This is a genomic window from Flagellimonas sp. 2504JD4-2, from assembly GCF_053642935.1.
This window is the reverse complement of the sequence record NZ_JBSIOV010000003.1, coordinates 319605-342161: the sequence shown is the minus strand read 5'-3', so window position 1 is coordinate 342161 and position 22557 is coordinate 319605. Positions and strand designations below refer to the sequence as shown.

General features: G+C 41.6%; 34 protein-coding genes. 28 read left to right on the top strand and 6 right to left on the bottom strand.

Annotated elements, in window-relative coordinates; all coding sequences use genetic code 11:
- Positions 1-45 precede the first annotated feature (45 nt).
- Positions 46-1632 carry a trehalase family glycosidase gene (locus tag ACULLH_RS12785; protein ID WP_454089143.1) on the top strand — a complete coding sequence of 529 codons (1587 nt, stop codon included), beginning with the start codon at positions 46-48 and terminating at the stop codon, positions 1630-1632.
- A 49-nt stretch (positions 1633-1681) separates the two neighbouring features.
- Positions 1682-2767, top strand: coding sequence for a DUF2652 domain-containing protein (locus ACULLH_RS12780; RefSeq protein WP_454089142.1), 1086 nt, complete (start codon positions 1682-1684; stop codon positions 2765-2767).
- On the opposite strand, the gene ACULLH_RS12775 is transcribed toward ACULLH_RS12780, so the two are convergent.
- Both ACULLH_RS12775 and ACULLH_RS12770 read right to left on the bottom strand, forming a co-directional pair.
- Positions 2764-3084, bottom strand: coding sequence for an ArsR/SmtB family transcription factor (locus ACULLH_RS12775; RefSeq protein ID WP_454089141.1), 321 nt, complete (start codon positions 3082-3084; stop codon positions 2764-2766). The two genes, ACULLH_RS12780 and ACULLH_RS12775, sit on opposite strands and share 4 nt — an antisense overlap.
- Positions 3074-3502, bottom strand: coding sequence for an SRPBCC family protein (locus ACULLH_RS12770; protein ID WP_454089140.1), 429 nt, complete (start codon positions 3500-3502; stop codon positions 3074-3076). Before ACULLH_RS12770 ends, ACULLH_RS12775 begins: the two co-directional genes overlap by 11 nt.
- A gap of 130 nt (positions 3503-3632) precedes the next feature.
- On the opposite strand from ACULLH_RS12770, the gene ACULLH_RS12765 reads away from it, so the two are divergent.
- From ACULLH_RS12765 to ACULLH_RS12750, 4 genes are all read left to right on the top strand, one after another.
- Entirely contained in the window at positions 3633-4169 is a 537-nt protein-coding gene (locus ACULLH_RS12765; protein WP_454089139.1) for a hypothetical protein, read from the top strand.
- A 4-nt stretch (positions 4170-4173) separates the two neighbouring features.
- Positions 4174-4587: a DUF3052 domain-containing protein gene (locus ACULLH_RS12760; protein WP_454089138.1), complete on the top strand. Its 414-nt coding sequence runs from the start codon at positions 4174-4176 to the stop codon at positions 4585-4587.
- 99 nt (positions 4588-4686) lie between these two features.
- The gene (locus tag ACULLH_RS12755; protein ID WP_454089137.1) at positions 4687-7938 is read left to right on the top strand and encodes a WD40/YVTN/BNR-like repeat-containing protein; all 3252 of its coding nucleotides are present in this window, start codon (positions 4687-4689) and stop codon (positions 7936-7938) included.
- An 8-nt stretch (positions 7939-7946) separates the two neighbouring features.
- Complete coding sequence (locus ACULLH_RS12750; RefSeq protein WP_454089136.1) at positions 7947-8594, top strand: class I SAM-dependent methyltransferase; 648 nt, start codon at positions 7947-7949, stop codon at positions 8592-8594.
- A gap of 4 nt (positions 8595-8598) precedes the next feature.
- Here ACULLH_RS12750 and ACULLH_RS12745 read toward each other — a convergent pair whose 3' ends face one another.
- Together ACULLH_RS12745 and ACULLH_RS12740 are read right to left on the bottom strand one after the other, a co-directional pair.
- Positions 8599-9231: a hypothetical protein gene (locus tag ACULLH_RS12745; protein WP_454089135.1), complete on the bottom strand. Its 633-nt coding sequence runs from the start codon at positions 9229-9231 to the stop codon at positions 8599-8601.
- A gap of 20 nt (positions 9232-9251) precedes the next feature.
- Positions 9252-9722 (bottom strand): hypothetical protein, encoded by a 471-nt coding sequence (locus tag ACULLH_RS12740; RefSeq protein WP_454089134.1) that lies wholly within the window; start codon positions 9720-9722, stop codon positions 9252-9254.
- A 165-nt stretch (positions 9723-9887) separates the two neighbouring features.
- On the opposite strand from ACULLH_RS12740, the gene ACULLH_RS12735 reads away from it, so the two are divergent.
- Complete coding sequence (locus tag ACULLH_RS12735) at positions 9888-10676, top strand: hypothetical protein (protein ID WP_454089133.1); 789 nt, start codon at positions 9888-9890, stop codon at positions 10674-10676.
- 65 nt (positions 10677-10741) lie between these two features.
- On the opposite strand, the gene ACULLH_RS12730 is transcribed toward ACULLH_RS12735, so the two are convergent.
- The gene (locus ACULLH_RS12730; RefSeq protein ID WP_454089132.1) at positions 10742-11146 is read right to left on the bottom strand and encodes a hypothetical protein; all 405 of its coding nucleotides are present in this window, start codon (positions 11144-11146) and stop codon (positions 10742-10744) included.
- 142 nt (positions 11147-11288) lie between these two features.
- Here ACULLH_RS12730 and ACULLH_RS12725 point away from each other — a divergent pair, with 142 nt between their 5' ends.
- The 18 genes from ACULLH_RS12725 to ACULLH_RS12640 all read left to right on the top strand — a co-directional run bounded on the left by ACULLH_RS12725 (position 11289) and on the right by ACULLH_RS12640 (position 20684).
- On the top strand, positions 11289-12428 hold the full coding sequence (locus ACULLH_RS12725) for a helix-turn-helix domain-containing protein (RefSeq protein ID WP_454089131.1): 1140 nt from the start codon (positions 11289-11291) through the stop codon (positions 12426-12428).
- 261 nt (positions 12429-12689) lie between these two features.
- A complete protein-coding gene (locus ACULLH_RS12720; protein WP_454089130.1) occupies positions 12690-13100 on the top strand; it encodes a hypothetical protein in 411 nt (136 codons plus the stop codon).
- Positions 13101-13499, top strand: coding sequence for a hypothetical protein (locus ACULLH_RS12715; protein ID WP_454089129.1), 399 nt, complete (start codon positions 13101-13103; stop codon positions 13497-13499).
- Positions 13453-13710, top strand: coding sequence for a hypothetical protein (locus tag ACULLH_RS12710; protein ID WP_454089128.1), 258 nt, complete (start codon positions 13453-13455; stop codon positions 13708-13710). Before ACULLH_RS12715 ends, ACULLH_RS12710 begins: the two co-directional genes overlap by 47 nt.
- Positions 13711-13783: 73 nt before the next feature.
- Positions 13784-13933, top strand: a complete 150-nt coding sequence (locus ACULLH_RS12705; RefSeq protein WP_454089127.1) for a hypothetical protein — start codon at positions 13784-13786, stop codon at positions 13931-13933.
- Entirely contained in the window at positions 13933-15075 is a 1143-nt protein-coding gene (locus ACULLH_RS12700; protein WP_454089126.1) for a replication initiation factor domain-containing protein, read from the top strand. The genes ACULLH_RS12705 and ACULLH_RS12700 overlap by 1 nt, the downstream gene beginning before the upstream one ends.
- Before the next feature lies 1 nt (position 15076).
- Positions 15077-15313 carry a hypothetical protein gene (locus tag ACULLH_RS12695; RefSeq protein ID WP_454089125.1) on the top strand — a complete coding sequence of 79 codons (237 nt, stop codon included), beginning with the start codon at positions 15077-15079 and terminating at the stop codon, positions 15311-15313.
- A gap of 117 nt (positions 15314-15430) precedes the next feature.
- On the top strand, positions 15431-16168 hold the full coding sequence (locus tag ACULLH_RS12690; protein WP_454089124.1) for a hypothetical protein: 738 nt from the start codon (positions 15431-15433) through the stop codon (positions 16166-16168).
- A 90-nt stretch (positions 16169-16258) separates the two neighbouring features.
- Positions 16259-17059, top strand: coding sequence for a hypothetical protein (locus tag ACULLH_RS12685; RefSeq protein WP_454089123.1), 801 nt, complete (start codon positions 16259-16261; stop codon positions 17057-17059).
- A gap of 128 nt (positions 17060-17187) precedes the next feature.
- Entirely contained in the window at positions 17188-17658 is a 471-nt protein-coding gene (locus ACULLH_RS12680) for a hypothetical protein (RefSeq protein ID WP_454089122.1), read from the top strand.
- A 2-nt stretch (positions 17659-17660) separates the two neighbouring features.
- Entirely contained in the window at positions 17661-17855 is a 195-nt protein-coding gene (locus tag ACULLH_RS12675) for a hypothetical protein (RefSeq protein WP_454089121.1), read from the top strand.
- Between the two features lie 159 nt (positions 17856-18014).
- Positions 18015-18431 (top strand): hypothetical protein, encoded by a 417-nt coding sequence (locus ACULLH_RS12670; RefSeq protein WP_454089120.1) that lies wholly within the window; start codon positions 18015-18017, stop codon positions 18429-18431.
- 1 nt (position 18432) lies between these two features.
- Positions 18433-18717, top strand: coding sequence for a hypothetical protein (locus ACULLH_RS12665; protein ID WP_454089119.1), 285 nt, complete (start codon positions 18433-18435; stop codon positions 18715-18717).
- A complete protein-coding gene (locus tag ACULLH_RS12660; protein ID WP_454089118.1) occupies positions 18711-19148 on the top strand; it encodes a hypothetical protein in 438 nt (145 codons plus the stop codon). Before ACULLH_RS12665 ends, ACULLH_RS12660 begins: the two co-directional genes overlap by 7 nt.
- The gene (locus tag ACULLH_RS12655; protein ID WP_454089117.1) at positions 19099-19494 is read left to right on the top strand and encodes a hypothetical protein; all 396 of its coding nucleotides are present in this window, start codon (positions 19099-19101) and stop codon (positions 19492-19494) included. The genes ACULLH_RS12660 and ACULLH_RS12655 overlap by 50 nt, the downstream gene beginning before the upstream one ends.
- Positions 19494-19634 carry a hypothetical protein gene (locus ACULLH_RS12650; RefSeq protein ID WP_454089116.1) on the top strand — a complete coding sequence of 47 codons (141 nt, stop codon included), beginning with the start codon at positions 19494-19496 and terminating at the stop codon, positions 19632-19634. Before ACULLH_RS12655 ends, ACULLH_RS12650 begins: the two co-directional genes overlap by 1 nt.
- A complete protein-coding gene (locus ACULLH_RS12645) occupies positions 19627-20025 on the top strand; it encodes a 3TM-type holin (RefSeq protein ID WP_454089115.1) in 399 nt (132 codons plus the stop codon). The genes ACULLH_RS12650 and ACULLH_RS12645 overlap by 8 nt, the downstream gene beginning before the upstream one ends.
- On the top strand, positions 20025-20684 hold the full coding sequence (locus tag ACULLH_RS12640; RefSeq protein WP_454089114.1) for a hypothetical protein: 660 nt from the start codon (positions 20025-20027) through the stop codon (positions 20682-20684). The genes ACULLH_RS12645 and ACULLH_RS12640 overlap by 1 nt, the downstream gene beginning before the upstream one ends.
- Here the strand turns inward: ACULLH_RS12640 and ACULLH_RS12635 are convergent.
- A complete protein-coding gene (locus ACULLH_RS12635; protein WP_454089113.1) occupies positions 20681-21034 on the bottom strand; it encodes a hypothetical protein in 354 nt (117 codons plus the stop codon). The genes ACULLH_RS12640 and ACULLH_RS12635 overlap by 4 nt on opposite strands.
- A 309-nt stretch (positions 21035-21343) precedes the next feature.
- Between ACULLH_RS12635 and ACULLH_RS12630 the strand changes: the two genes are divergently transcribed.
- From ACULLH_RS12630 to ACULLH_RS12620, 3 genes are read left to right on the top strand one after another with little or no spacing between them, the layout of a single operon-like run.
- Positions 21344-21754 carry a hypothetical protein gene (locus ACULLH_RS12630; protein ID WP_454089112.1) on the top strand — a complete coding sequence of 137 codons (411 nt, stop codon included), beginning with the start codon at positions 21344-21346 and terminating at the stop codon, positions 21752-21754.
- Positions 21755-22096 carry a hypothetical protein gene (locus tag ACULLH_RS12625; protein WP_454089111.1) on the top strand — a complete coding sequence of 114 codons (342 nt, stop codon included), beginning with the start codon at positions 21755-21757 and terminating at the stop codon, positions 22094-22096.
- Entirely contained in the window at positions 22084-22338 is a 255-nt protein-coding gene (locus ACULLH_RS12620; RefSeq protein ID WP_454089110.1) for a hypothetical protein, read from the top strand. Before ACULLH_RS12625 ends, ACULLH_RS12620 begins: the two co-directional genes overlap by 13 nt.
- The last annotated feature ends 219 nt before the right edge of the window (positions 22339-22557 follow it).

Sequence of the window (22557 nt, the reverse complement as noted above, 5' to 3'; positions counted from 1 at the left end):
TTTCACAACTAACTTTCTCATGTAACTCAAACTGACTGACTCGCTATGAAATTTCATTCCATATTTATTTTAGCTGCTGTTTTACTCGTCGCATCCTGTCGAAAGGAGATAAAAACCGTTGACAGTTTATACGAAACACAACTGTTCAATGATGTGCAACTGAGTGATGCTTTTAAAGATTCCAAAACCTTTGTGGATTTGGTGCCAAAAGAGGATGCGAATGTGCTTGAGGCTAAGTATTTAGATCAAAAAGACAACGAAGGGTTTAACCTCCAGGTTTTTATCAATGAAAACTTTGAAGATAGGTCAATGAGCGCATTGGAATTTGAGACGGACACTACCAAAACCATGTATGAACATATTACGTTAATGTGGGATAAGTTGACTAGGGGGCCAGATACCATTATCCCCAATTCGTCTAGGATAGCATTGCCCTACAAATATGTTGTTCCTGGTGGACGTTTTCAGGAAATCTACTATTGGGATAGCTATTTTACGCTCGAAGGTCTACTGGCCGATGGGAGGGATGATCTTGCGAAATCCATGGTGGATAATTTCTCCTATTTGATAGACACCATTGGCTTTATACCAAATGGTACAAGAGATTATTACGAAACACGTTCCCAACCTCCATTTTATGCCCTTATGGTCGATGCCTTGGCACGAAAAGATGACAATCTGATTTTATACTACCTGCCTGAGTTGGCTAAAGAATATGAGTTTTGGATGCAAGATATCGATAAAGTGGTTTTGGCAAGACCGCAAAAACACGTTGTCAATATAGAGGGGTCCGTTTATCTAAATAGATATTGGGATGAAGGAGATTCGCCCCGTCCGGAAGCTTATAAGGAAGATATGCACTTGGCCAGCGGATTGGAAACAGATTCGTTGAAACAGATCCTATATAAAGATTTACGGTCTGCAGCCGCTTCGGGTTGGGATTTCAGTTCTCGTTGGTATGGTGAAAAAGGTGAATTCAATAGCACCGAAACTACTGCTATTTTACCGATTGATCTGAACTGCCTTCTATATTTTATGGAACGAACGCTCTTTAAAGCTTGTAGATTAAAGGGAGATGAAGAAGCTGGAACAACCTTTTATCGTAGGTCACAGAAAAGAAGATTTGCAATCCGTGAATATTTTTATAATCAGGAAACTGGTTTTTTTCATGATTATAACTTCAGAAAAAAAGCAGTAACGCCGGAATTAACCTTGGCTGGGGCTTACCCACTTTATTTCGAAATCGCAACTAAGGAACAGGCAGAGAAAGTAAAAGAGGTAATAATGGCCGAGTTTTTAAAGGACGGAGGTTTGGTCACCACCTTGGACCACTCAGGGCAACAATGGGATGCTCCGAACGGTTGGGCACCACTACAATGGATTGCCGTTAACGGATTGCTGCGGTATGGATACAAAGCAGAAGCTATCGATATCATGGAGCGCTGGCTGGCCCTGAACGAAAAAGTCTATAAAAACACGGGTAAAATGATGGAGAAATATAATGTGGAGGATCTTTCCTTGCTTTCCGGTGGGGGAGAATATGAGACCCAGGATGGCTTTGGCTGGACCAACGGTGTTGCCGTAGGTTTTAAGCAACTACTAGAAGATTTGAACCAGCAGGCAGCGAAGTAAGCTTTGGTTTTTTAGTGAGACCAATTGCCTAACAACTTCAATCAAAAACATGTCCAAGTCACTACTCTTTATTCCTGATATCTCCGGATATACAAAATTTATTCAGACCACCGAGGTTGAACACAGTCAGCATGTGATCTCAGAATTGCTTGAAGTTCTGGTCAATGCCAACACCCAGGAGTTAAAGTTGGCCGAGATTGAAGGAGATGCCCTTTTCTTTTATAAGGAAAACGAAATCCCATCCCAAGAGAATCTTTTGGCGCAGATAGAGTCCATGTTCACGGCATTTTACAGTCATTTGAAAATGCTCGAGAAAAATAGGATATGTCCATGCAACGCTTGCGCAACGGCTCCAAATCTTCAGCTAAAGATTATTGCGCATAGCGGCAATCTTCAGCATATTGAAGTGCAAGGCACCCGAAAACCGTTTGGTGAACAGGTTATAGAAGCCCATAGACTATTGAAAAATTCGGTGGACAGTGACAATTATGTGTTGATAAGTCGAACACTTGCTCTGGATATTATGCTGTCACGGTACTACTCCAGCAAGATTTATAGATTTAGACAGGGCTCCGATATATACGATGACAAGGAAGTGGAATATATCTACTCAGTTATCGATCCCAAAGAATTGAAACTACGCAGTTTTTCCAATCCAACGAAGGTGTCCTTTGATTATCCGGCTCCAGTGACCATGAAAGAACAATATCCGGTATCAGCAGAAGCGCTATTGGAATACGTTACAAACTATTCGCTACGACATCTTTGGACGGAAGGAGTGGATCGATTGGATTTTAACGAGCATGAGGTAACAAGGGTAGGCTCTGAGCATACCTGTGTGATCAACGGAAAACATTTTAACTTTACCACCATCACAAAGGAACCTAGGGAAGGAAGCATTATTTATGGTGAGCTTTTGACGAATCCGCCGCTTGTGGACGAGCTATACCAATTCTACCATTTTTCACCAATATCCGAAAATAACAGTGAATTGGAGATAGAGGTATTTTGGAAGGTAAAGTCTCCCATAAAAAAACTGATCGTCGCTCTTATAGGTAAGAAGTTGTTCCGGAAAAGCGTTGATAAGGCCCTGACCGGTTTGCTTCAATTTACCCAAAATAGAAGTGGAGCTTAGTTGGTGTCCAAATAATTTCCAAGATTGTCCAAAGTAGCATCCCAGAACTTCTCATAAAAGCTTACCCACTCAGTAATCTGTTTTAAAGGTTTCGCATCCGCAACACAAAAACGTTCCCTGCCGCTTGATGTAATTTCCACCAAACCCGCTTGCTCCAAGGTTTTGATATGTTTGGTAACTCCCTGCCGGCTAATCTCAAATTGACCGGAAATTTGGGAAATGGATAGGGCAGAGGAGGTAATGATCAAGGCGTGAAAGATTTCACGCCTTTTGGGATCTGCAATTGCCTTTAAGACTTTGGTGATACTATCCTGCATGGACTTCTTTGGTTAAAAATGAAGTTAATTCCGTAATGCAGTTGTCCCAGCCTCCGTCATAATCATTGAAATAGGTAATGGCCGAGTCACCAGGATATCCAGATATTCCGGAATGCTCCAAATGCAGGAGTGTACCTGCTTCGGTCTCCCGTAAATCCCATTTCACAACAGTTTCGGTGGTGGTATTTTCCACCACCCAAGTGTAGATCAAAGTGTAGGGAGATGCGCTTTTCACCTCCCCGGTAATGTTTGTACATCCATGTTCCTCGCTCGCTACGAAGGTATATTGATACCCTTTTTCTGCTTTAAAATCAGCTTTGATAAACCAAGTCGAGATTTCCTCAGCTACGGAAATGGCGTTCCAAACTTTCTGGATGGGATGAGCGAATACATGCTCTTTTGTGATTACATCTTTCATAATGTTCGTTTTTTGAATTTATTTATGCAACTAATCGGTTGCTAATATACAAAATGATTTTTAATGTGCAACTTTTTGGTTGCTTTTTATCAAAAGTCACTTCACTATATTTGATACAAGAACCTTAGCAATGAAGAAAAAATTCTGGAGTTCGGACAAGTTGGTTGGTCTAGTGGCCATTCTAATTAGCTTGATTACCCTGATCATTTTTGTGAAGCAGACCAACATCATTGAGAAACAAAGCCGTTTGTCTGCGATGCCGTATCTCTTACTTTCCCAATCCTACGTAGGAGCAGAGAACAAGTTCTCCCTTGAATTGATCAACCATGGGGTAGGGCCGGCGATTATCGATAGCACCGTGATCATATATCAAGGAAAGGTGCACCACAAAGAACTTTATGAATTCCTGACATCAGAACTAGAGGCTATGGATAGCATTCCAATCCTTAATTATGCTACCCTGGAAAAAGGTTCTGCTATCCCCGCTGGAGGCGAACGAAATATTCTTACCGTCGGAGGAAGTAAACAGGCTTTTGACGCTTTCTTGGTTCTTTTTGAAGAGCTTCAAGCCAATGGTCTCGATTTTGAAATTAGATATCGCTCCATTTACGATGATCAATGGCGGATTGGCTCCGATACAGATTTACCCGAAAAATTGAACGACTAATTCCATGCCAGAAGGATACTCAGGAACGCCCTTGGCCAAAAAATTGGGAATCAAAGCAGGGTTTTCAATGGTTTTGCACAATCCCCCGAAACAGTATTTCAGTTTGTTTTCTGATTTTCCCGATGATGTGATTGTTGTTGAGCAACCCGAAGCGGAAACGATTGACTTCATCCACATATTTACCACCACTTTTCAAGAACTGCAACAAATCGCAGACCAATACAAATCGCTGTTAAAAAAGAATGGAATGCTTTGGGTCAGCTGGCCCAAAGGCGCTTCGAGCATCCCCACAGATCTAAAACGGGACCCTATCCGGGAGTATTTACTTTCCATGGGATTGGTCGATGTCAAGGTCGCTGCTGTCGATGAAGATTGGAGCGGTTTAAAGTTTGTCTACCGCCTGAAAGATCGTACTTGAAAATTCTTCAAAAAGGCAGATTATTTTCACATTTTTTTTGGAATTAAGGCTAATGCTTTTGGTTATCTTTCAATGCTAATTCAACGTAAACTAAAACGCATGAAACACTGTACAAAATTCTCTTATGTCCTAATCTTTACATTTCTTTTTTCTTTTCAATTATTTTCCCAAAAACCCGATTCCACAACCTTTAAAGGCTTGGAATGGAGGAGCTTGGGACCTGCTTTGACATCTGGGCGGATTGCGGATATCGCCATCCATCCGAAAAACGAAAGTGTTTGGTATGTTGCCGTTGGCTCTGGAGGTGTTTGGAAAACCATCAACGCCGGAACCACATGGAAACCGATTTTTGACAAGCAATCCAGTTATTCCATCGGATGTGTCACTATTGACCCCAATAATCCGAGTACCATTTGGGTAGGTACTGGTGAAAACGTTGGTGGTAGACATGTTGGTTTTGGTGATGGAATCTATGTCAGCCATGACGAAGGCAAGACCTGGAAAAATATGGGGTTGAAAGCCTCTGAACATATCTCGGAAGTGATTGTGCATCCTGAAGATTCCAATACGATTTGGGTGGCTGTGCAAGGCCCGCTATGGAGCAAAGGAGGCCAGCGTGGTTTCTATAAATCCACCGATGGCGGAAAAACATGGCGCAAAACATTGGGTGATAACGAATGGACCGGGGTAACAGACGTTGTTCTAGATCCGAAAAACCCGAACATCCTATATGCCGCAACTTGGGATCGACACAGAACGGTAGCCGCTTACAACGGTGGTGGACCTGGTTCTGGAATCCATAAGAGCACCGATGGAGGAGAGACGTGGACAAAATTGACCACTGGAATTCCTGCATCCAACCTTGGAAAAACGGGATTGGCCATTTCTCCATTCAATAGTGATGTGATCTACGCGGCCATTGAGGTCGATCGCAGAAAAGGTGGACTCTACATATCTAAAAACCAAGGTGCATCATGGACCAAACAATCCGATGCGATTTCTGGTGGAACAGGTCCACACTACTACCAAGAATTATACGCCTCCCCGCATCAAGAAGGGAAGCTATACCTTATGAGCAACTATGTGTTGGTTTCTGATGACCACGGAAAGCATTTTGAACAAATGAACGAAAAGGGCAAGCACGTTGATAGCCATGCGATGGCATTCAAAAGCGATGACCCAAATTATGTGTTGTTTGGTACCGATGGAGGTTTGTACGAGTCATACGACCTGACAAAGACATGGAAATATTTCAGCAATCTTCCCATCACACAGTATTACAAAGTGGCGGTGGACGATGCAGCACCTTTTTATAATATCTATGGAGGAACACAGGACAACGGTTCCCACGGTGGACCTTCAAGAACTAGAAGTAGTGCGGGAATTTTAAATGCTGACTGGTGGATTACATTGGGTGCTGACGGACATCAGTCCGCAACAGAGCCTGGAAATCCGGATATCACCTATGGTGAATTTCAACAAGGGTGGTTATGGAGAATCGACCAGACTACTGGGGAAACTGTGTTTATCCAGCCGCAACCTTCCGCTGGTGACCCGCACGAACGTTTCAATTGGGATGCTCCCATTTTGGTGAGTCCACATAACCCAACACGACTGTACTTCGCTTCGTATCGTGTTTGGAAATCTGAAAATAGGGGAGATGACTGGACGTCAATTTCCGGAGATCTTACCCGAAATGAAGAGCGATTGGCACTACCCATTATGGGGAGGCAGCAAAGCTGGGACAACCCATGGGATGTTTTGGCCATGTCCAATTATAACACCATCACCTCTTTGGCTGAATCGCCAATACAGGAAGGGCTGATTTACGCCGGTACTGATGACGGAATCCTTCAGGTGACCGAAGATGGCGGTAATACTTGGCGAAAAGTCATGCTAGGAAATATTAAAGGTGTTCCGAACAGGGCTTTTGTAAACGATGTACGTGCCGATTTGTACGATGCCAATACCGTTTATTTAGTACTGGACAATCATAAAGAAGGAGACTTTAAACCGTATTTGCTGAAGAGTAGGGATAGGGGTAGAACTTGGTCCTTTATGAACGGAGATCTTCCAAAAAGATTGGTTACTTGGAGAATTGTCCAGGATCATGTAAAACCAGGGTTGCTGTTTGTTGCTACGGAGTTTGGTATCTACTTCAGCAGTAATGGCGGGGTCAACTGGTTGGAGCTTGATGGTGGACTGCCAACAATTTCCTTTAGGGACATTACCATTCAGCGCAGGGAAAACGATTTGGTCGCTGCCTCTTTCGGTCGTGGTTTCTATGTTTTGGATGATATGTCCGCGCTGCGTGACTTTGACACTTCCAAAATGAATGAGGCTACGCTCTATTCTGTTAGACCAGCCTATTGGTATGTGGAAAAAGCAGGGATGTATGCCCAGGGTAGCAACCAATATGTTGCCAAGAATCCAGCATTTGGTGCCACTTTCACATATTACTTGCCAGAGAAACTAAAATCCCTGGAAGACACACGAAAGGAAAGGGAAAAGGATCTTAACAAGCAGAAAAGCAATATTGCGTTTCCAGGATATGACGCTTTGGACGAAGAAAAGAACCAGGATAAACCAGGGATAGTGCTATTGGTGAAAGATAGTCAAGGAAATGTCATCAATACCGTAAAGGGAACCAACAAAAAAGGTTTCAATCGAGTAGCTTGGAATCTTACCTATGCGGATAGGACAGGGGTTCCCCTAAAAAAACCAAAAGGGGGTGACGATGATTTCTTCGGATCTCCGTATTTGGCAACACCAGGAAACTATACGGTTGAATTGTATCAACGTGTAAATGGCGGGATGCAACAACTTTCAAGCGCCCAGACCTTTGAGGTAAAACCATTGGCCAAGGGAGCATTGCCTGCAAAACCAACATCGGAAATCGATGCATTTAGGGGAATGTACCAGGATTTCCGTCAGGATTTGTCCGCCACAAACTCCGTGCTTAGCAAAAGCTTGGAGAAAGTGGGTGCTATGAAGCGTGCTTTTGATGAAGCCCAAAGACCAACCGCGGCATTGGCGACCAAGATTGGTAATGCCAACAAGCAATTGCAGCAGTTGAACAAGGTAATGAACGGTAGTCCGGCCAGAAATGAGATAGGAGAGAAGACGCCTCCATCTCCGCAGGACGGTACTTTTATAGGCTTGGTTGCCCTACGTAACACTTATGGTCCAACAGGCAATCAAAAAGCTGCGATGCAACGTGCCATGAATCAATTGGATGAGCTCAAAAGAGAGCTTAAAGCGCTTGCCAACAGCACTTTACCAGCACTTGAAGCAGAACTTAAGGCTGCAGGCGCTCCATGGATTGAAAGTCAGGGACTTATAGAAGATTAAAAATATAAATGAAAGCTCATCGTTCCTTCCTTTTTATCTTGTTGTTACCATTGATAGGGCTCAATGCCCAATACGGCAAGGAAGATTGGAAGGAACGCGATGAGTGGATGCAAACCGAAACCCTTTTAGCGTTAGCAGATTTATCAGAAGGGGATAGGGTAGCGGATATTGGCTGCCATGAGGGCTATTTGAGCATTCATCTGGCCCAAAAAGTACCGAACGGAAGGGTTTATGCCGTTGATGTAAGGGAAGACCGCTTAAAGACCCTACGGGAAAACGCTGCTGACAGCAACCTAAAGAACATCATCACCATTTTAGGGGACTACGATGATCCAAAGCTTCCGGAACGGGAGCTGGACATGGTTTTTGTGATTGACACCTACCATGAAATAGATTCCCATGAAAAAATGCTTCGGCTTATCAGGCGTTCACTCAAGCCAGGGGGCAAGGTCATGTTTCTTGAAAAATTAAAAGAGTGGGTAAGGGGCAAATCACGTGAAGATCAGGTGCGGTCGCATTCCCTTGGACCAGAATATGTTCGTAAAGAGCTGCGTCAAGCGGGATTCACCATAGTTTCAGAAATCGAAGATCATGGACCGTGGGAGCGTGAGGAGAACAAACAAATGTGGGTCATCATTGCGCAAAAGACCCCTTAAAACATCATTCTTTATGCAACTCCTCCTGTAATTGCTCATAGGAAGCAATCCAACTGTATAACCTTCCACCTAAACTAATAATGGGATTTGCAATCGAATCCATCTCTTCAGGGGATTTGGACAAAAATTTACCCAGTTGCTCCTTCACATCGGGTTGTTCATCCAACGAAACACTTCTGAATAGATAGTTATCCACAGTAAGTTTGGACACAATGCTATCGCAAGAGGCACAGTTGGTTCTGGTATAAACTGTTATCTGTTTTTTCGGTTTGATCTTTGGCGGGGGAATATCCAATTTCTCATATTCTTTTTTCAGCGCCCGTTTGGAGAGGCTATCGTTCACCTTAATGGTTTTGGTGTAGACGGGCTGTTTGTCTCGAAACAGAATAATGGTCTTCAAATTCACCCTTGAGGTGGCCGGAATATGAATCCATCGCGGTCTAGCCGCACTCTGTCTAAAATTACTTCCCTTGACCTCAAAGAGCACGTCGTAAGGAGTATAGGTTTTATTTACCGCATAGAAGGTAATCCTGTTCTTGCCTTTCTTTTCCTCAATTTTTATAGGATGCGCCTGGGCATACAGTTGGGATACCCCCAAACCTAAACACAACAAAAGAACTAGTAGAGGTTGCTTCATATTTTTAAATCTTTATTAACCTACGGCCTCAAGGCGTAGACATAGCTTACGATTCCCGGTAAATCGTCACCAATCTGATTCACCAATTGGTCATTGATAATAACAAAAGGATCTGGCGCATTATCGCCGCTGAAGGTAACCTGACTTCCGCTCGCATTCCAAAGTCCCGTAGAAATATCCGTACCGGTACAATCCGCAAAAAACAACCCTCCTGTAATCGTGGTAATGCTGATTCTGGACTGTTCCAACGTCCAAATCAAGTCGCTGTCGATCAATAGTGTGCCCGAAATACAATCCACTTCATCCAATAGGTTTGTGGAGGAAGTACCATCGCTATTCATATCCTGTGCACTGCTAATATTGACCTCCACCAAATCCCAAATACCGATTACGGCAGTGTTTAGGGTATTGGTATCGCCATTATCATCAGAATTGCAGGAAGAGAGGCCAAGGAGCAAGGCCAAAAGCGGTAGAATTTTAAGAATTTTCATAATTCAATCTTTTTCAAACAATATATACTGTAAAGTAAAACAATTTTCACAAAAGCTGGGATAACATCTTTTTTTAACAGTAGTGTATTTCATCGATTAGTCAATTTTAAAAACACTAAAAACAGCTGCGTTGCGTTCACCAAACGTAACCAAAACTTAAGTAATATGTATAGACTCGCAAGAATCACCTCCTTAGTAGCTTTTTTAAGCCTTGTTTTAGTATTTGTAGGATGTAGTGAGGACGCCAAACCTTTGGGAGAAGGGCAGGAGCTGAGCCAAACTGAAGTAAAGACCATATTGGAAACCGATGATGTTACCAGTGTAGTGGATAGTGTTTTGGCCGAACTATATGCCAACAGTGCAGCTGGAAAAGCTGTGGAAAAATCAAATGAATGTTATTCCGTAGAGTATTCACAGAGTGGTTTTGTAGCCACTTTTAACAATTGTGAGCTCAACGGAACCGATAATATCAATGGTACGCTGACCGTAGCGTATCAAACCGACGGGGAAACCGTATCGTTTACAGCGGTGTATTCCGATTTTTATGTGGGTACCATCAAAGTGAACGGAACCAGAACCTTTGTAATTAGTGGTGACGAGCAGCAAGGCACCATTTCCTTTACCGTGACCAGCGAGTTGTCGGTTGTTATGGAAGATGAGAGCGAAATTACCGAAAGTGGAACCAAGACCTTTAGCTTCACCTTTGGTGATGGACTTGAAAACAGCGGATTTAGCATCTCAGGTAGCTGGACCATCACTGCCGATGGCAATACCTATAGCATAGCGACCGTGGATGACCTTCAAGGTAGCTTGGGATGTGAATATCTTACCAGTGGTAGCATGACAGTCTCTAAAAACGGATTACAGGTAACTGTTGATTTTGGAGATGGCGAATGCGACAACGCAGCTACGGTGACCTATCCTGACGGAACCGTGGAAGACATCGAACTATAAGATATCTCCCTTATAAAATAGCAAAGCATCGACCGGGGTCGGTGCTTTTTTTGTTTGTCCGCTTTTTATTGGGAAGCCAGTCTTACCGATTTCTTGTAACGGATCAACCCAATGGTCTGAAAGGTGGCGAACACCGCGACCAAAAGGTTGGTGCCGATGATCAATAGTGTTCCGCCTATGCTGATTTCGGAGGCGACCAAACTTAGGGTGTACAATCCGAGCAGGACATATAGAACGTCGAGGACTATGATTATCCAAACGAGAATGGTGGGTACCTTTTTCCGATAAGCGGCCAGCAGAACCACCGCTGCAAAAAAGAAGAGTTGCAATGAAAGGGCCGTAGGTTGCCCATTGGCCATTTCATTGATTGCAATAACCGTGCTGCCCAATATGAGTGTCACCGCTGCCATGGTCAATGAGAAAAATCCATTGGCTTTGAGCGCAGTGCGTAGTATCGTTAAACCTTCCATATCTATTTATTTTGATGGCAAGGTTAGGGTATATGTGTGTCAATCGAGTGTCTATGGCTTTAGAATGACCCATTTTAGGCTCCTGGATTCGGTGATGGCAGGGAAGCGCTTACATTTGTAGTATGCGAAACCGTTTTTGATCATGCAGCAATTTTCTGAAATTACCTTTGACCTTTGGTCGGCCCTTTTAATTTTTGGGCTGCTGCAGGGCGTGTTCTTTAGTATTGCGCTGATGGTGGGGTTTCGCGGAAGAAAATCCAAGTATTTCTTGGTCTCGCTGGTGATGGTAATTTCCTTGAATTTGTTGAACTACCTGATCATCAATACGAATTTATATACAACCTTGCCGCATTTGGCGCATATAAGCCTTCCCTTATTGTTTTTGATTGGTCCCTTGTTCCTGTATTATATCAAATCCAGCTTAACGGATCAATTGAAGCTCCGCGCTACGGATCTGTTGCACAGCATACCGTTTTTGGTAGCGGTGGTGTTTATGTTGCCGTTCTTTGGATTGGCAGGGGAGATCAAAATTGAATTATTACAGGCCCAAACACGGCCCGGAGGTCAGGAATTTGATGTAGCCAGTCAGATATTTACCATGGCGCAGATCATCCATAGTTTTGTGTATGTACTTGTGGCGCTACGGTTGCTAAATACAAAGGACTTGGCCACCCATTTGAAGGGTATGGACAGGAGGGTAGGCTGGCTAAAAAAGTTCGCGGTTGGATTCTTACTGTTCTGGGTTGTTGATTTTTTGGCGGTGCTCTGGTATTTTCAGCAGGGGTATATTGATATCAGGGCCTATTATTTGACCATGTTCTGTTGCGCATTTGCAATTCATTTGCTGGTTTTTCTGGCAATGGGCAGGAATAGGGTGTTTATGGAGATCTTTTTGGGGCTGACCAAGCCAAAATACCGGAATTCAAAGCTTTTGGAGGAGGATTTAAGCCGACATTTAAGGGAAATCAAGGCCTATATGGATGCTGAAAAACCGTATTTGGACCATGAATTTTCGCTCTCCAAATTGGCCAAAGACCTGAACAAGTCCAAATATTTGGTCTCACAGGTATTGAATGTCGAGTTTGGCAAAGGCTTTTATGAATTTTTAAACGAATACCGTTTCGAAGAAGTAAAACTGCGCTTAAAGGATCCCCAATACAGACACCTGACCATATTGGCGATTGCATACGATTCTGGGTTTAGCAACAAAAATACTTTTAATAAGGTGTTTAAAAAGCAAGCTGGAATTACACCTTCGGAATACTTACGGTCGGTTTCTTGAGGCTATAATGAAGCTGTTGCGTTCATAGTTGCGATAAATAAAACAGAACATAAGGAGGGGAAGGAAAACTAGGAGGATTCGGGGTTATTGAATATTCTATTTTACATAATATGGATTATAGTACAAGATGTGACAAGTTTTGGACTACAAGTTAAATTGGTATGGTGACGTAAGAAGTAGGAAAATGAATCGTTAAACCCAGAACGCACTAGTATAAATTGGTGTGACTACCCTCTAGTGCGTTCTTTCAATTTCATCTGAATGAGTGACCAATTTACTACAATTGGCGTTAATCGACAACGCCGTTTGACGAAAATCGTCAAAAAACCCTCCAAAAAAGAGCTTTTGACCTTGGAAAGGGTCAGAAAAATGAACTACACTAAGCTGTGTGGCAACACTTTACAGCGCAACGCCTCTCGTTTTTATTTTACAAGTAAGATAGGCTCAAGATTGGTGCTTTCACATCCGTACACCGATGTACATGGTAGGCATATAAAATCTGTGCTGCTTGATTTTTCCCTGCACAAGAATACGGGCTATGTTCATGTACAACCTTTTGCGCATGTGAGTGAAGATAGTCACGGTGTGACCACTACAAATTACACTTTATCATTATGGGTTGATTCCCATAAAGCCCTGTACAGGAAATTACTTGAACACAAACTATTGTAAATGAAGGTGTGCAGGCACTGTCTGCACTTCCGCTTGCATCTTCCAAGGAATACAGAGGTTGGCCTATGCTCAAAATGGGTACAGACCGAGGATAGTAACGGTAAATGTGGTTGGTTCAAATCAAGACCTCCAGAGCCTATTTTACATAATCCTTGGTCACGTAATGGCAAATCCTTTGCCGAATGGAAAGCACTAACAAAAGGTGTTGACTGTATGACGGGCTACCCTCTTGAATACTGGAAGATAAAGGCCATAGCGGACAAACACGGCATTCCTTCAAAGGACATTGAAAAATTCAAAAACAACGCTGTTAAGCAGTTGGATATAGGATACGAGCTAAATCTATTTTCTGATGGGAACAACAATAAGCCAAGGTCTGGTAAAAGTGGTTTACGGTAACAAAATCGATGGTGTTTCACATTTTGTGTGGCACCGTATAAGCCGTCGTACTTGGCATTCCTTGGAAAGTTATTACGGACGGCAACCCAATTTTTATTACGCCAAAGTTTACGAGTACAAGCGTCTGGGCAGGAAAAAAGGCCATCCCACTAAACAGATTGGATTTATCCATTGGGATAGTGACGGGATTTTGACCACAAAGATTTTTTAACTACTGCCAATCCCCCGCGCTCAACAGCGTAGCGAACACCATAAAAACTAATGAACACAAAATAACATTGAAAATGAAAAAACTTATAAAACGAATCTTCACCCTTAAACAACCAGAGACACCCCAAGAACTGTTATTGGCAATGGTGCATAGTCTGTCTCTGTCCGCCTTTGTTCTGGCGTTATTCGTATTGATTCTCGAACTTTTAATCCTTTATAAGTAATGCTATCACCTCAAAAACAGGGCGTTAAAGTCCCCGATAGGTATAACGGGGACTTACTCGATTCGGGTTATGCGCTCAACTTGGACTATTTGATTTTGAACCTCACGGGCAATCCATTAACTGAATCCTTCGACGGTCTAAAAATTGATGTTGCCGACTACGGCACGAAAGTTTTTGCGCATCGTGCCACCCTCACCTATTTGGGTGAATCTTTTGGGACAATGGTATTTAAGCCTAGAAGCTCCGTTATAGATGAAGATTTGGTACAGCTCCAACTCGAAAACCATCTTTTTTATACTGACACCCCCGAAAAGCTCAGGGACAAGGTAAAGGCCGTTATAGATATTCTTGGTCTGGAATTTTCAGGCATAAACCGCCTCGATATAGCACTCGACTTTAGCGAAAAGCAACACGATATACCAAGTCTTTTAAGGGGTATTTTCAATGGTGAGTTTCTGATCTCTGGACGTGAAAAGGATGTGAACGTGTACACCAAGACCAAAAAGGGAAAGATTGAATTTACGGGTGTCCAAATTGGTAAGCGTTCCTCCTCCCGTTTTTGCCGTATCTACAACAAGTCCCGTGAAATGAAAACGGGGGCTTTGAAGCCCTATATAAGAACGCTTTGGGAAACATTGGGGTTTGAGGGCGATGTATGGCGTTACGAATACCAATTGAGCAATAAATACTTGACTGAAATTGAAGGTATAGACCTTGATAGCCTATTCAGTAAGAACTTTATCTATAACCTCTTGGAAAAGGCACGTGCAAACCACTTTGAAATAAAGCACAATACGGGCAAATCCGAGGTAAACAAGGAAGAAACGCACCAATTTATAGACTTTGGAAAAGTTGGTAGAATGGTTGGCGCTATCAAGGGGGCTTTGGGAAAATTGGTGCGCACTATCAAAGAGACTTTTATAGGCCAACAACGTATGATTAAGGGGCTGCTCCGCTCCTACTTTTCATCAAACCATGATATACGGTTTTTACTGCCTGTGCGTAGGATTCTGGATGATTTTGATTTGTGGGAATGGTACAGCGAAAAGATAGGCCAGTACATACACGAATTTAAGTTTAAGGAAATGATTAAGTGTGTTGATTTACGGATTTATGAACGTGATTTTGAATTAGATTTTTGATATGAAGGTTACAAGAAAAATGCTGGCAAATTATCTGGGAATCCACCCCAACAAGTGTAAACCCTTCTATGATGATTATTTAAGGCTTGCGGACAATGGCCGTGATTACTTGACATTATCGGATGTGGCTAGGGTCGATGGCATTCCGTTAATCTCTGTTGTAGAGATAATGGGTCTAAAATCTGTTGTGAATTTATCGGCTTTTGATACTCGAGTTGGACAAACAAAAGCAAACTAATTCAAACAAATCCAAACCAAATCAAACATAGTCAAACCATTGTAAAAGCGCAATTTAAAAGCTCTTTATACTTGTGACTGAATTCATTAAGAACAAAATTTTTTAAATAATACAAATATGAAATTAGCAAGTGCAGCAGCAGCGAATGAATTGGTCTTTGAGGTCGATGTGCCAAGCCAAGGTCTTATTTTGGTGGGTGATATACCTTCCGAATGTAAAGTGAAGGTGGATTTGATTACTTCAAATGCCAATGACGTTAACAGGATTCCAGAGGTCTATATTGAGGACTTGTTGGACATTAACACCTATATCGGTGCTGATGCGGTAAGAACTTGGGACGATAACAATGCGGTTCATCAGAACTACCCTCTTATTCTTTTCTCTGCTGGTGGTGTCCTTCTTTTTGATGATGACACTAAGTACAAAGTGACTTTTACCGAATTGGGCGGTGCTACCTTCGACGTACACAACTTGGACAACTCAAAATTGGGTGTTCCTATGGTTGTCAAAAAAGCAGAGGTAAAGCAAACCCAAGCTGAAAGAACCGAAAACTACTCAAATGTTGACTTCCTATTGTTCAATGGTGACCACTCCCCTACCAAATTGACGCATTTGGTAAATGACAATGTGGGTGTTAATGGCGCTCCAAAAGTTAGGAAGGTTGAAATTGATGAAGAGCAGATTAAGGCTTACCATGCATCCTTTGAGGCATCTCAGAGGGCTACTGTAGGCGGTCTTTTTAGTAATGGCGTGGGTAGTTATGGTTTTCCGATTGACCAGTTGGACGCTCTAACGCTCCATCATGATACATCCTTGAATGAGGATATGTCCTACCTGACGGTTGACTACAGTTAATACAAAATAAATTTGGTCGTTGCATGTTAAAACCCCCGTTATCTCCTTGACGGTATGCATAATGGGGGTTTTTATTTAAAGTAAAAAATTATGGTTTATAACATATATAGCGGTGGTTCTACCCTACCAAAAACACAACCTGTAAAGGGCGGTGGAACTAAAACCGGTTCTGGTGGTGTGCTTGGTGCTGTTGGTCAAATATCCGCTGTTTCAAGCCTGTTGGGTGGCATTGTTAGTGCAGAGGTGATAGGTAAGACCATTGGGCAAGCGTTAAAGGATGGTTGGAAATGTTGGGGCTCTACTTGGACTCCCACAAGGGCGCAAAATGAATTGCCCCAATGGGTTGCTGTTATAGGTGAGCAGTTCAAAAACGCTTTGAACGTAGATAGGAATCAGCTTGAATCTTCTGTAAACACTTTCTTTAAGAGTTTTTGGGGGAAATCAAGGGTCACGGGTACTACACTTGAAAACTGGATAGGGTGGCGTTATGATTCTGCAAAGGATTGTACGCTAAAAGGGCTTATCTCTCTTGAAAAGGGTGTTGATGCCTATTTAAGTGAGCTTGAATCTGCTTTAAAGCTGATTGGCCCTGAAATAAATGCAACGGTGGTTGTCCGAAGGGAAACGATAACACTCTATCGTACGGAAGCTGGTGGAAAAAAGGTAAACAAGCCTTATAAGAAATCAGTACCGCAAATCAAGGTGACAATAAAACCTGATGTAATAGATGATACCAAAGATGCAGTGGATAACGTAAAAAAATTGGCTGGTAACAAGACGTTGCAATTTTTCGGTGGCTCGGTGCTTGCTCTTGCTGCTCTGGGTACTCTTTTTGTAAAGTCTGGTAACGGTTCAAAAAGCAAATCTAAATCAAGAAAACTTTTTAAATAATGGAAAAGGCAAAGGAATATTTTATGAAGCCCCTATTCTGGGGAATTACAGTAGGTCATCTCACATTGACCGTACTTAGTGTAATTGCAAGTGTAGTGTACTTGCGTAAATTTTCAAAATAGCAGGTTATGTACGGAAACAATAACGGTTATGGGAACAATGGTTATCGAAGGGGTAACAACTATAACAATAATGGTTATCGCAATGGTAATGGTTATCAAAACGGTAACAATAACCGCCCTGCACCCAAAAGAAGTGGTGCAAAATACTCAATCATCCGTAATGGGAAGTTTGAGGGTGGTACGATTGTGAACGCTTGGAACAAATCCAGAAGTAAGGGATTGATTACGGCAAAGGTTGCACCTTATAAGGATTCCAAGGAATATACTGCTGAATCAAGTGGCAAGACATATATTACTATGATTGCGGAAGTGACTTATCAAAATAGCGGTCATACAAGGATTATACCATGTAGTATGAACAAGGCTACGAAGGTTATTGTACTTAATGACATTGGTATGGTTATCACTCCCAATGGTGCGGGTATTACCTCTAGTGGAAAAAAAGTTACTGGCTACTTCGGGAAATTTAGTAGGTAGCTATGGTGCATAAAATCTTGATGGTTCTGTCATATGGCAGAAAAATAGAAAAATATGCACGTTCTGCGCAAGCGATTTCCAAGGCTTTTAAGATGCTCCATGATGATTTGAGCGAAATATGGGGCGATAAGAAGAAAGAAGTAGGAAGTAAAAAAGTCTTGGATTCGGTGAAAGAGGTAATTAAGGACGAAAAATAGAAACAAGATGTTTAAAAAAGAAAATACGGGGTTTTGGCTGTTGATGACGGTGTTAGCGCTCCCTTTTGTGATATGGTTCATATTCCCAGACATTTTGGAATCAAAGAAAAGCTAATTGTTAGCTTGATAATATTGTTGGTTTTATCAATATCAAGGTTTATGAGGTTTAGCATGTTGAATTTTAAAGAGGGTCTTAGGCTCTGTGATGCGTGGGGCTGTGGACATTTTGGCGCAAATAGAAGTCATGGAAAACATAGGGGTATGGATTTTAAGATTGCTCCTGATGGCGCTGTTTATGCTCCATTTCCTTGCAAAGTGATTCGTCAAGGCTACCCCTACTCGGACGATTTGAGCTATAGGCTTATTGAGATTAAAGGTTTGGAAGGGTATAGCGATTATACCGCTAAGCTCATGTATGTTAAGAATTTACCTGCTGTTGGTTCAACCTTCGGTGAAAAAGAAAAAATGTGTATTGCGGATGACCTTTCACGCAAGTTTGATGAACGTATGGTAAACCATGTTCATTTTGAGCTTTACGCAAAGGGAAAATTGGTCAATCCTGAAATTTATTTTTAGTATGAAAAGTCAAGTTAAGAATACCAAATGGATGTATTTATTGGGTGGCCTAGTGTTTTTGTCTGGGTTGTTGATTCTTTGGTTACTGAAAAAGAACAAAAAACCCTGTGTCTGTAAAGAGGCGGATATGGATTCAAAATCTAGCAAAGGCGGTGATACCTCTAAGGGTTCGGCTGCTGTAGGCGCAAAAGGAAGCGTTGCACCTGATAATAGCGAAGTGCTTGATTCTGTGGATGAATTGAAAAAACTTTTGGTAGAAAAGGGTAACGATAATTGCGGATGTTGAACAAGGTAAAGCAAATATGGTCTAAAAATCCAATTTTGGTATTGGTCTTTGTGGCCTTTACCCTAGCTATTCTAATGTTGGTTTGGAGTTGGTTAAAAAAGGGGTTCGCTTACATTTTTGATAGTGTGAAGGGTGTTGGTTCAACCTTATCCAAAGATGAAGCCGAGGCTTTAGCATCAGCGATTTACTCAGAAATAAACTCCATGTTTACCGATGAAGATAACATAGTTGATTTGGTCGTACCGTTGACTTTGGCAGATTATCATAAGGTAAAAGCTGCATTCGGTATTCAGCCCTATAATGCTACTTTGGATGAATTTAGCGAGTTGGGTGGGGATGATAGCAATTTAACGGAAGTATTGAATAAAACATTAAGTGAAAGTGACAAAGAAAAAATCAAATCTCAAAATCCTCTGCTACCGATTACTTAAATGGGGGTTGTTCATACCCTCTTTTGTGGGGCTGTTGGTCTATATATTGGGCTTGTCCATTGAGTTGTTTTCTATTAAGGCTGCCAAGGCCGAGCATACAAAACGGGATGTAAAGAATGCCCGTTTGTGGTTCATTTATTTGGCCTTGCCGTTTTTCGACTCAAATCATTTTAGTGGTATGGCGTATGAAATGACTGGCGATGAACTTCGTAGGATGTATGAGGTTTACGGAATGAAAAATTTTAGTTCTAAGCTGAAAATGTACGTGCCATTCGTTGGTAAGAAACTTAACGCCTTTGATGCTGTACATGCTAAAAATGGGCTTTCACTTGAATTGGTAGGTTAATGAAGCTGTGGGAAGTAAATACTATTTCGCTGTTCTCTTTGGGCAGTTTGGCGGTTAACGTAGAAAAGGGGTTGACGATTTTGTTATTGATAACCGCAATAATTCTGAACATTAAAAAATTCTTCGATAAAAATGATTGATAAGATACTCGGCATATTTTCCAGCCTTGCGACTAGTAGGGAATTTTTGGCCTTATTCAAAGGGAAGGAAAGGAAATTACAGGAATTTCAGTTAGCAATGGCAAAGGAAATGCAAAAGGCTAATTTCCATCAAATTGAGCTTAATAAAATTGAGGCCAAGCATAAAAGTATTTTTGTGAGTGGTTGGAGACCGTTTATAGGTTGGGTCTGTGGTTCTGCACTTGCCTACCATTTTATTTTACGGGATTTGGTGTATTGGTTTTTGGATGCTGTTGGGCTCAATGTCTCTCCCCTACCCGCTATTGAGCTTGGGCAGTTGATTAGCATTCTTCTTGCTATGCTTGGTATGAGTGGTTATAGGACTTATGAAAAAATTAAAAACGTTAGGTAATGATTGATTTTAGTTGTTGTGAAGTTGAAAAAGCTGTTAAATCTCTTTTTTCTGATAATGAAGTTTTGAGGGTTAGCCCGATAATCAAGTCTTATGGGCAAACGTTTACGGATGACGGAAAAACCGCATATTATGGATTTTTTACTAATGTGGGTGACGGTCATCAAGCAATGTACGGGGCTTACCCCCTAGCCTCTGATGGCGTTACGTTGTTTAGTCGTGTGCAGAATCCTAGGTATGACTTTTTTCAAGGTTATGAGATTAGGTTAAAGAACAATTTGGACGGCTCGGTAGATTACCAGCAGCTTAAATTGATTGATGATACGGTGTTTGGTGATGATTCGGTAACGTTTAATATCAATTGGACTTTGTTTGTTGGTACTTATCCATTGTTCCGGTTGACTTTTTCAAGTGGTGATTATATCATATTGAAAACTCATGCTGATGGTGTTCAACCTTATGACTTTTTGGGATGGCCTTTGAATATGGGTAATTATTTGGGGCAATCTGTAAGGATTGAATGTTTGAATGATGATTTAACGGTAAGGGGGCTTGGTGTGAATATACCAGGCGATATTGTTAGGGAAGAATATTATGATATGGAGATAAAGAAAGGTTACAATACCGTGAATTTGAATGCGCAGCCTGTTTTTGCTTAATAATTGTTTGTTGGTTTTGGTGCAATATGTTTCAATTTCATTTTGCTTAACCTAGTTGTTTTATCTGATCTAGAATATTTAATCAATGTGTTGTGGTCTTGCTCTGTCCATTCGTAAATTTCTAAACCTTCGTGCCTGTATAAATTGGTAGGTGGTTTTAGGATTCTATAAAGTGTGGGTTGACCATTTTTACATAAACTCTTTAAGAGTTTGTGACGTTCTTCATCATCTTTGGGTGCAATTAGATAACCTAAAATTTTTGTACCGTTTAAGGTTGATTTGGTGGTTTTATCTCTAACCTTTTTGTCGAAAAGTTTCTTTCGTATTGCTAAGGCTTTGGTGATTTCCATTTTAAATTATTGCCTTTTCGATGAAGTGCTTGTTATACATTGAAAATATAAGAATTATTATTGTCGTATTACATATAAATTACTTAATTTGGCAACAAATATTACTTCACATACTGATTTTTTTCTAAGGCAAAACTTGTGCCTCACTTGACAATAATATGGATTATAGTACAATATATGACTGATAGGGTCTTACAGGTTTGGTAACAAAGTTTACTGAAATTGTAGGAAACGGACACGTTTATTAACCCAGAACGCACTGTCCCCAACTTCCCGGTTGTCACAGTGCGTTCTTAATATCATTCTAATATGAGTACGCAATTTACTACAATTGGCGCAGAACGCCAACACCGTCTGACGAAAATCGTCAAGAAGCACAAGAAAAAGGAACTCCTGACACGTAAACATGTTGACTTCATGCGTGACACGCCTTTAAATCCAACAACATTTCAAAAGCATGCCAGACAGTATTATGTGACACATCTTGTGGGTACACGTCTTGTACTGAGCCATCCATACACGGATATCCATGGTCGTTATATCAAAACCGTTGTGTTGGATTTTTCCGTGTACAAGAGAACAAACTATGTATATGTACAGCCCTTTGAACCTGTTAAGGGCAATGAATATGCTGTTTCGTCGGTCAACTATACTTTTAGTTTGAACGTGCGCTCACATCGTGAACTGTACAAAAAACTTCTGGAACACAATCTATTGTAAATGAAGGTCTGCAGACAATGTCTGCATTTCCGCCTGCACCTTCCAAGAAATACGGGAATCGGTCTATGTTCACAATGGGTTCAGACCGAAGAAAGTACGGGTTTTTGCAGTTGGTTCAAGGGAAAAACCATAAAACCAACTGTATATAATCCTTGGTCACGCAATGGGAAATCCTTTGCCGAATGGTCGGCACTCAAGAAAGGTGTTGACTGTATGACGGGCAATCCCATGGAATACTGGGAGATAAAAGCGATAGCGGGCAAATACGGCATTCCTTCAACTGATATTGAAAAATTCAAGAACAACGCTGTCAAGCAATTGGAAATGACATGGGAACAATAAGCCAAGGTTTGGTAAAAGTGGTATACGGTAATAAAATCGATGGTGTTTCACACTTTGTGTGGCACCGCATCAGCCGTCGTAAATGGCATTCCTTGGAAAGCTATTACGGTAACCAACCCAATTTTTACTACGCCAAAGTTTATGAATATAAACGCCTAGGCAAGAAAAAAGGCCATCCTGTTAACCAGATTGGCTTTATCCATTGGGACAAGGACGGGATTCTGACCACCAAAATTTTCTAGCTCCCCTCCTGCCAATCACCCGCGCTCAACAGCGTAGCGAACACTATAAAAAGTATTGAACACAAAATAACATTGAACAAAATGAAAAAATATATAAAACGATTCTTCACACTGGTAGAGCCAGAGACACCTAAAGAGCTAATACAGGCAATGGCACATACTTTATGTCTTTCTGCCTTTATGCTGTCAATTTTCTTGTTGATTCTCGAACTTTTAACT

Excerpts from the sequence above, each read along its gene's own strand:
- ACULLH_RS12725 (WP_454089131.1), top strand. The coding sequence starts at position 11,289 with ATGCAGCAATTTTCTGAAATTACCTTTGACCTTTGGTCGGCCCTTTTA.
- ACULLH_RS12755 (WP_454089137.1), top strand. The coding sequence starts at position 4,687 with ATGAAACACTGTACAAAATTCTCTTATGTCCTAATCTTTACATTTCTT.
- ACULLH_RS12750 (WP_454089136.1), top strand. The coding sequence starts at position 7,947 with ATGAAAGCTCATCGTTCCTTCCTTTTTATCTTGTTGTTACCATTGATA.
- ACULLH_RS12780 (WP_454089142.1), top strand. The coding sequence starts at position 1,682 with ATGTCCAAGTCACTACTCTTTATTCCTGATATCTCCGGATATACAAAA.
- ACULLH_RS12730 (WP_454089132.1), bottom strand. The coding sequence starts at position 11,146 with ATGGAAGGTTTAACGATACTACGCACTGCGCTCAAAGCCAATGGATTT.
- ACULLH_RS12765 (WP_454089139.1), top strand. The coding sequence starts at position 3,633 with ATGAAGAAAAAATTCTGGAGTTCGGACAAGTTGGTTGGTCTAGTGGCC.
- ACULLH_RS12770 (WP_454089140.1), bottom strand. The coding sequence starts at position 3,502 with ATGAAAGATGTAATCACAAAAGAGCATGTATTCGCTCATCCCATCCAG.
- ACULLH_RS12685 (WP_454089123.1), top strand. The coding sequence starts at position 16,259 with ATGGTTTATAACATATATAGCGGTGGTTCTACCCTACCAAAAACACAA.
- ACULLH_RS12720 (WP_454089130.1), top strand. The coding sequence starts at position 12,690 with ATGAGTGACCAATTTACTACAATTGGCGTTAATCGACAACGCCGTTTG.
- ACULLH_RS12785 (WP_454089143.1), top strand. The coding sequence starts at position 46 with ATGAAATTTCATTCCATATTTATTTTAGCTGCTGTTTTACTCGTCGCA.
- ACULLH_RS12660 (WP_454089118.1), top strand. The coding sequence starts at position 18,711 with ATGTTGAACAAGGTAAAGCAAATATGGTCTAAAAATCCAATTTTGGTA.
- ACULLH_RS12700 (WP_454089126.1), top strand. The coding sequence starts at position 13,933 with ATGCTATCACCTCAAAAACAGGGCGTTAAAGTCCCCGATAGGTATAAC.
- ACULLH_RS12705 (WP_454089127.1), top strand. The coding sequence starts at position 13,784 with ATGAAAAAACTTATAAAACGAATCTTCACCCTTAAACAACCAGAGACA.
- ACULLH_RS12710 (WP_454089128.1), top strand. The coding sequence starts at position 13,453 with ATGGGAACAACAATAAGCCAAGGTCTGGTAAAAGTGGTTTACGGTAAC.
- ACULLH_RS12670 (WP_454089120.1), top strand. The coding sequence starts at position 18,015 with ATGAGGTTTAGCATGTTGAATTTTAAAGAGGGTCTTAGGCTCTGTGAT.
- ACULLH_RS12635 (WP_454089113.1), bottom strand. The coding sequence starts at position 21,034 with ATGGAAATCACCAAAGCCTTAGCAATACGAAAGAAACTTTTCGACAAA.
- ACULLH_RS12735 (WP_454089133.1), top strand. The coding sequence starts at position 9,888 with ATGTATAGACTCGCAAGAATCACCTCCTTAGTAGCTTTTTTAAGCCTT.
- ACULLH_RS12625 (WP_454089111.1), top strand. The coding sequence starts at position 21,755 with ATGAAGGTCTGCAGACAATGTCTGCATTTCCGCCTGCACCTTCCAAGA.
- ACULLH_RS12640 (WP_454089114.1), top strand. The coding sequence starts at position 20,025 with ATGATTGATTTTAGTTGTTGTGAAGTTGAAAAAGCTGTTAAATCTCTT.
- ACULLH_RS12695 (WP_454089125.1), top strand. The coding sequence starts at position 15,077 with ATGAAGGTTACAAGAAAAATGCTGGCAAATTATCTGGGAATCCACCCC.
- ACULLH_RS12645 (WP_454089115.1), top strand. The coding sequence starts at position 19,627 with ATGATTGATAAGATACTCGGCATATTTTCCAGCCTTGCGACTAGTAGG.
- ACULLH_RS12650 (WP_454089116.1), top strand. The coding sequence starts at position 19,494 with ATGAAGCTGTGGGAAGTAAATACTATTTCGCTGTTCTCTTTGGGCAGT.
- ACULLH_RS12760 (WP_454089138.1), top strand. The coding sequence starts at position 4,174 with ATGCCAGAAGGATACTCAGGAACGCCCTTGGCCAAAAAATTGGGAATC.
- ACULLH_RS12775 (WP_454089141.1), bottom strand. The coding sequence starts at position 3,084 with ATGCAGGATAGTATCACCAAAGTCTTAAAGGCAATTGCAGATCCCAAA.
- ACULLH_RS12690 (WP_454089124.1), top strand. The coding sequence starts at position 15,431 with ATGAAATTAGCAAGTGCAGCAGCAGCGAATGAATTGGTCTTTGAGGTC.
- ACULLH_RS12745 (WP_454089135.1), bottom strand. The coding sequence starts at position 9,231 with ATGAAGCAACCTCTACTAGTTCTTTTGTTGTGTTTAGGTTTGGGGGTA.
- ACULLH_RS12680 (WP_454089122.1), top strand. The coding sequence starts at position 17,188 with ATGTACGGAAACAATAACGGTTATGGGAACAATGGTTATCGAAGGGGT.
- ACULLH_RS12620 (WP_454089110.1), top strand. The coding sequence starts at position 22,084 with ATGGGAACAATAAGCCAAGGTTTGGTAAAAGTGGTATACGGTAATAAA.
- ACULLH_RS12630 (WP_454089112.1), top strand. The coding sequence starts at position 21,344 with ATGAGTACGCAATTTACTACAATTGGCGCAGAACGCCAACACCGTCTG.
- ACULLH_RS12675 (WP_454089121.1), top strand. The coding sequence starts at position 17,661 with ATGGTGCATAAAATCTTGATGGTTCTGTCATATGGCAGAAAAATAGAA.
- ACULLH_RS12740 (WP_454089134.1), bottom strand. The coding sequence starts at position 9,722 with ATGAAAATTCTTAAAATTCTACCGCTTTTGGCCTTGCTCCTTGGCCTC.
- ACULLH_RS12665 (WP_454089119.1), top strand. The coding sequence starts at position 18,433 with ATGAAAAGTCAAGTTAAGAATACCAAATGGATGTATTTATTGGGTGGC.
- ACULLH_RS12715 (WP_454089129.1), top strand. The coding sequence starts at position 13,101 with ATGAAGGTGTGCAGGCACTGTCTGCACTTCCGCTTGCATCTTCCAAGG.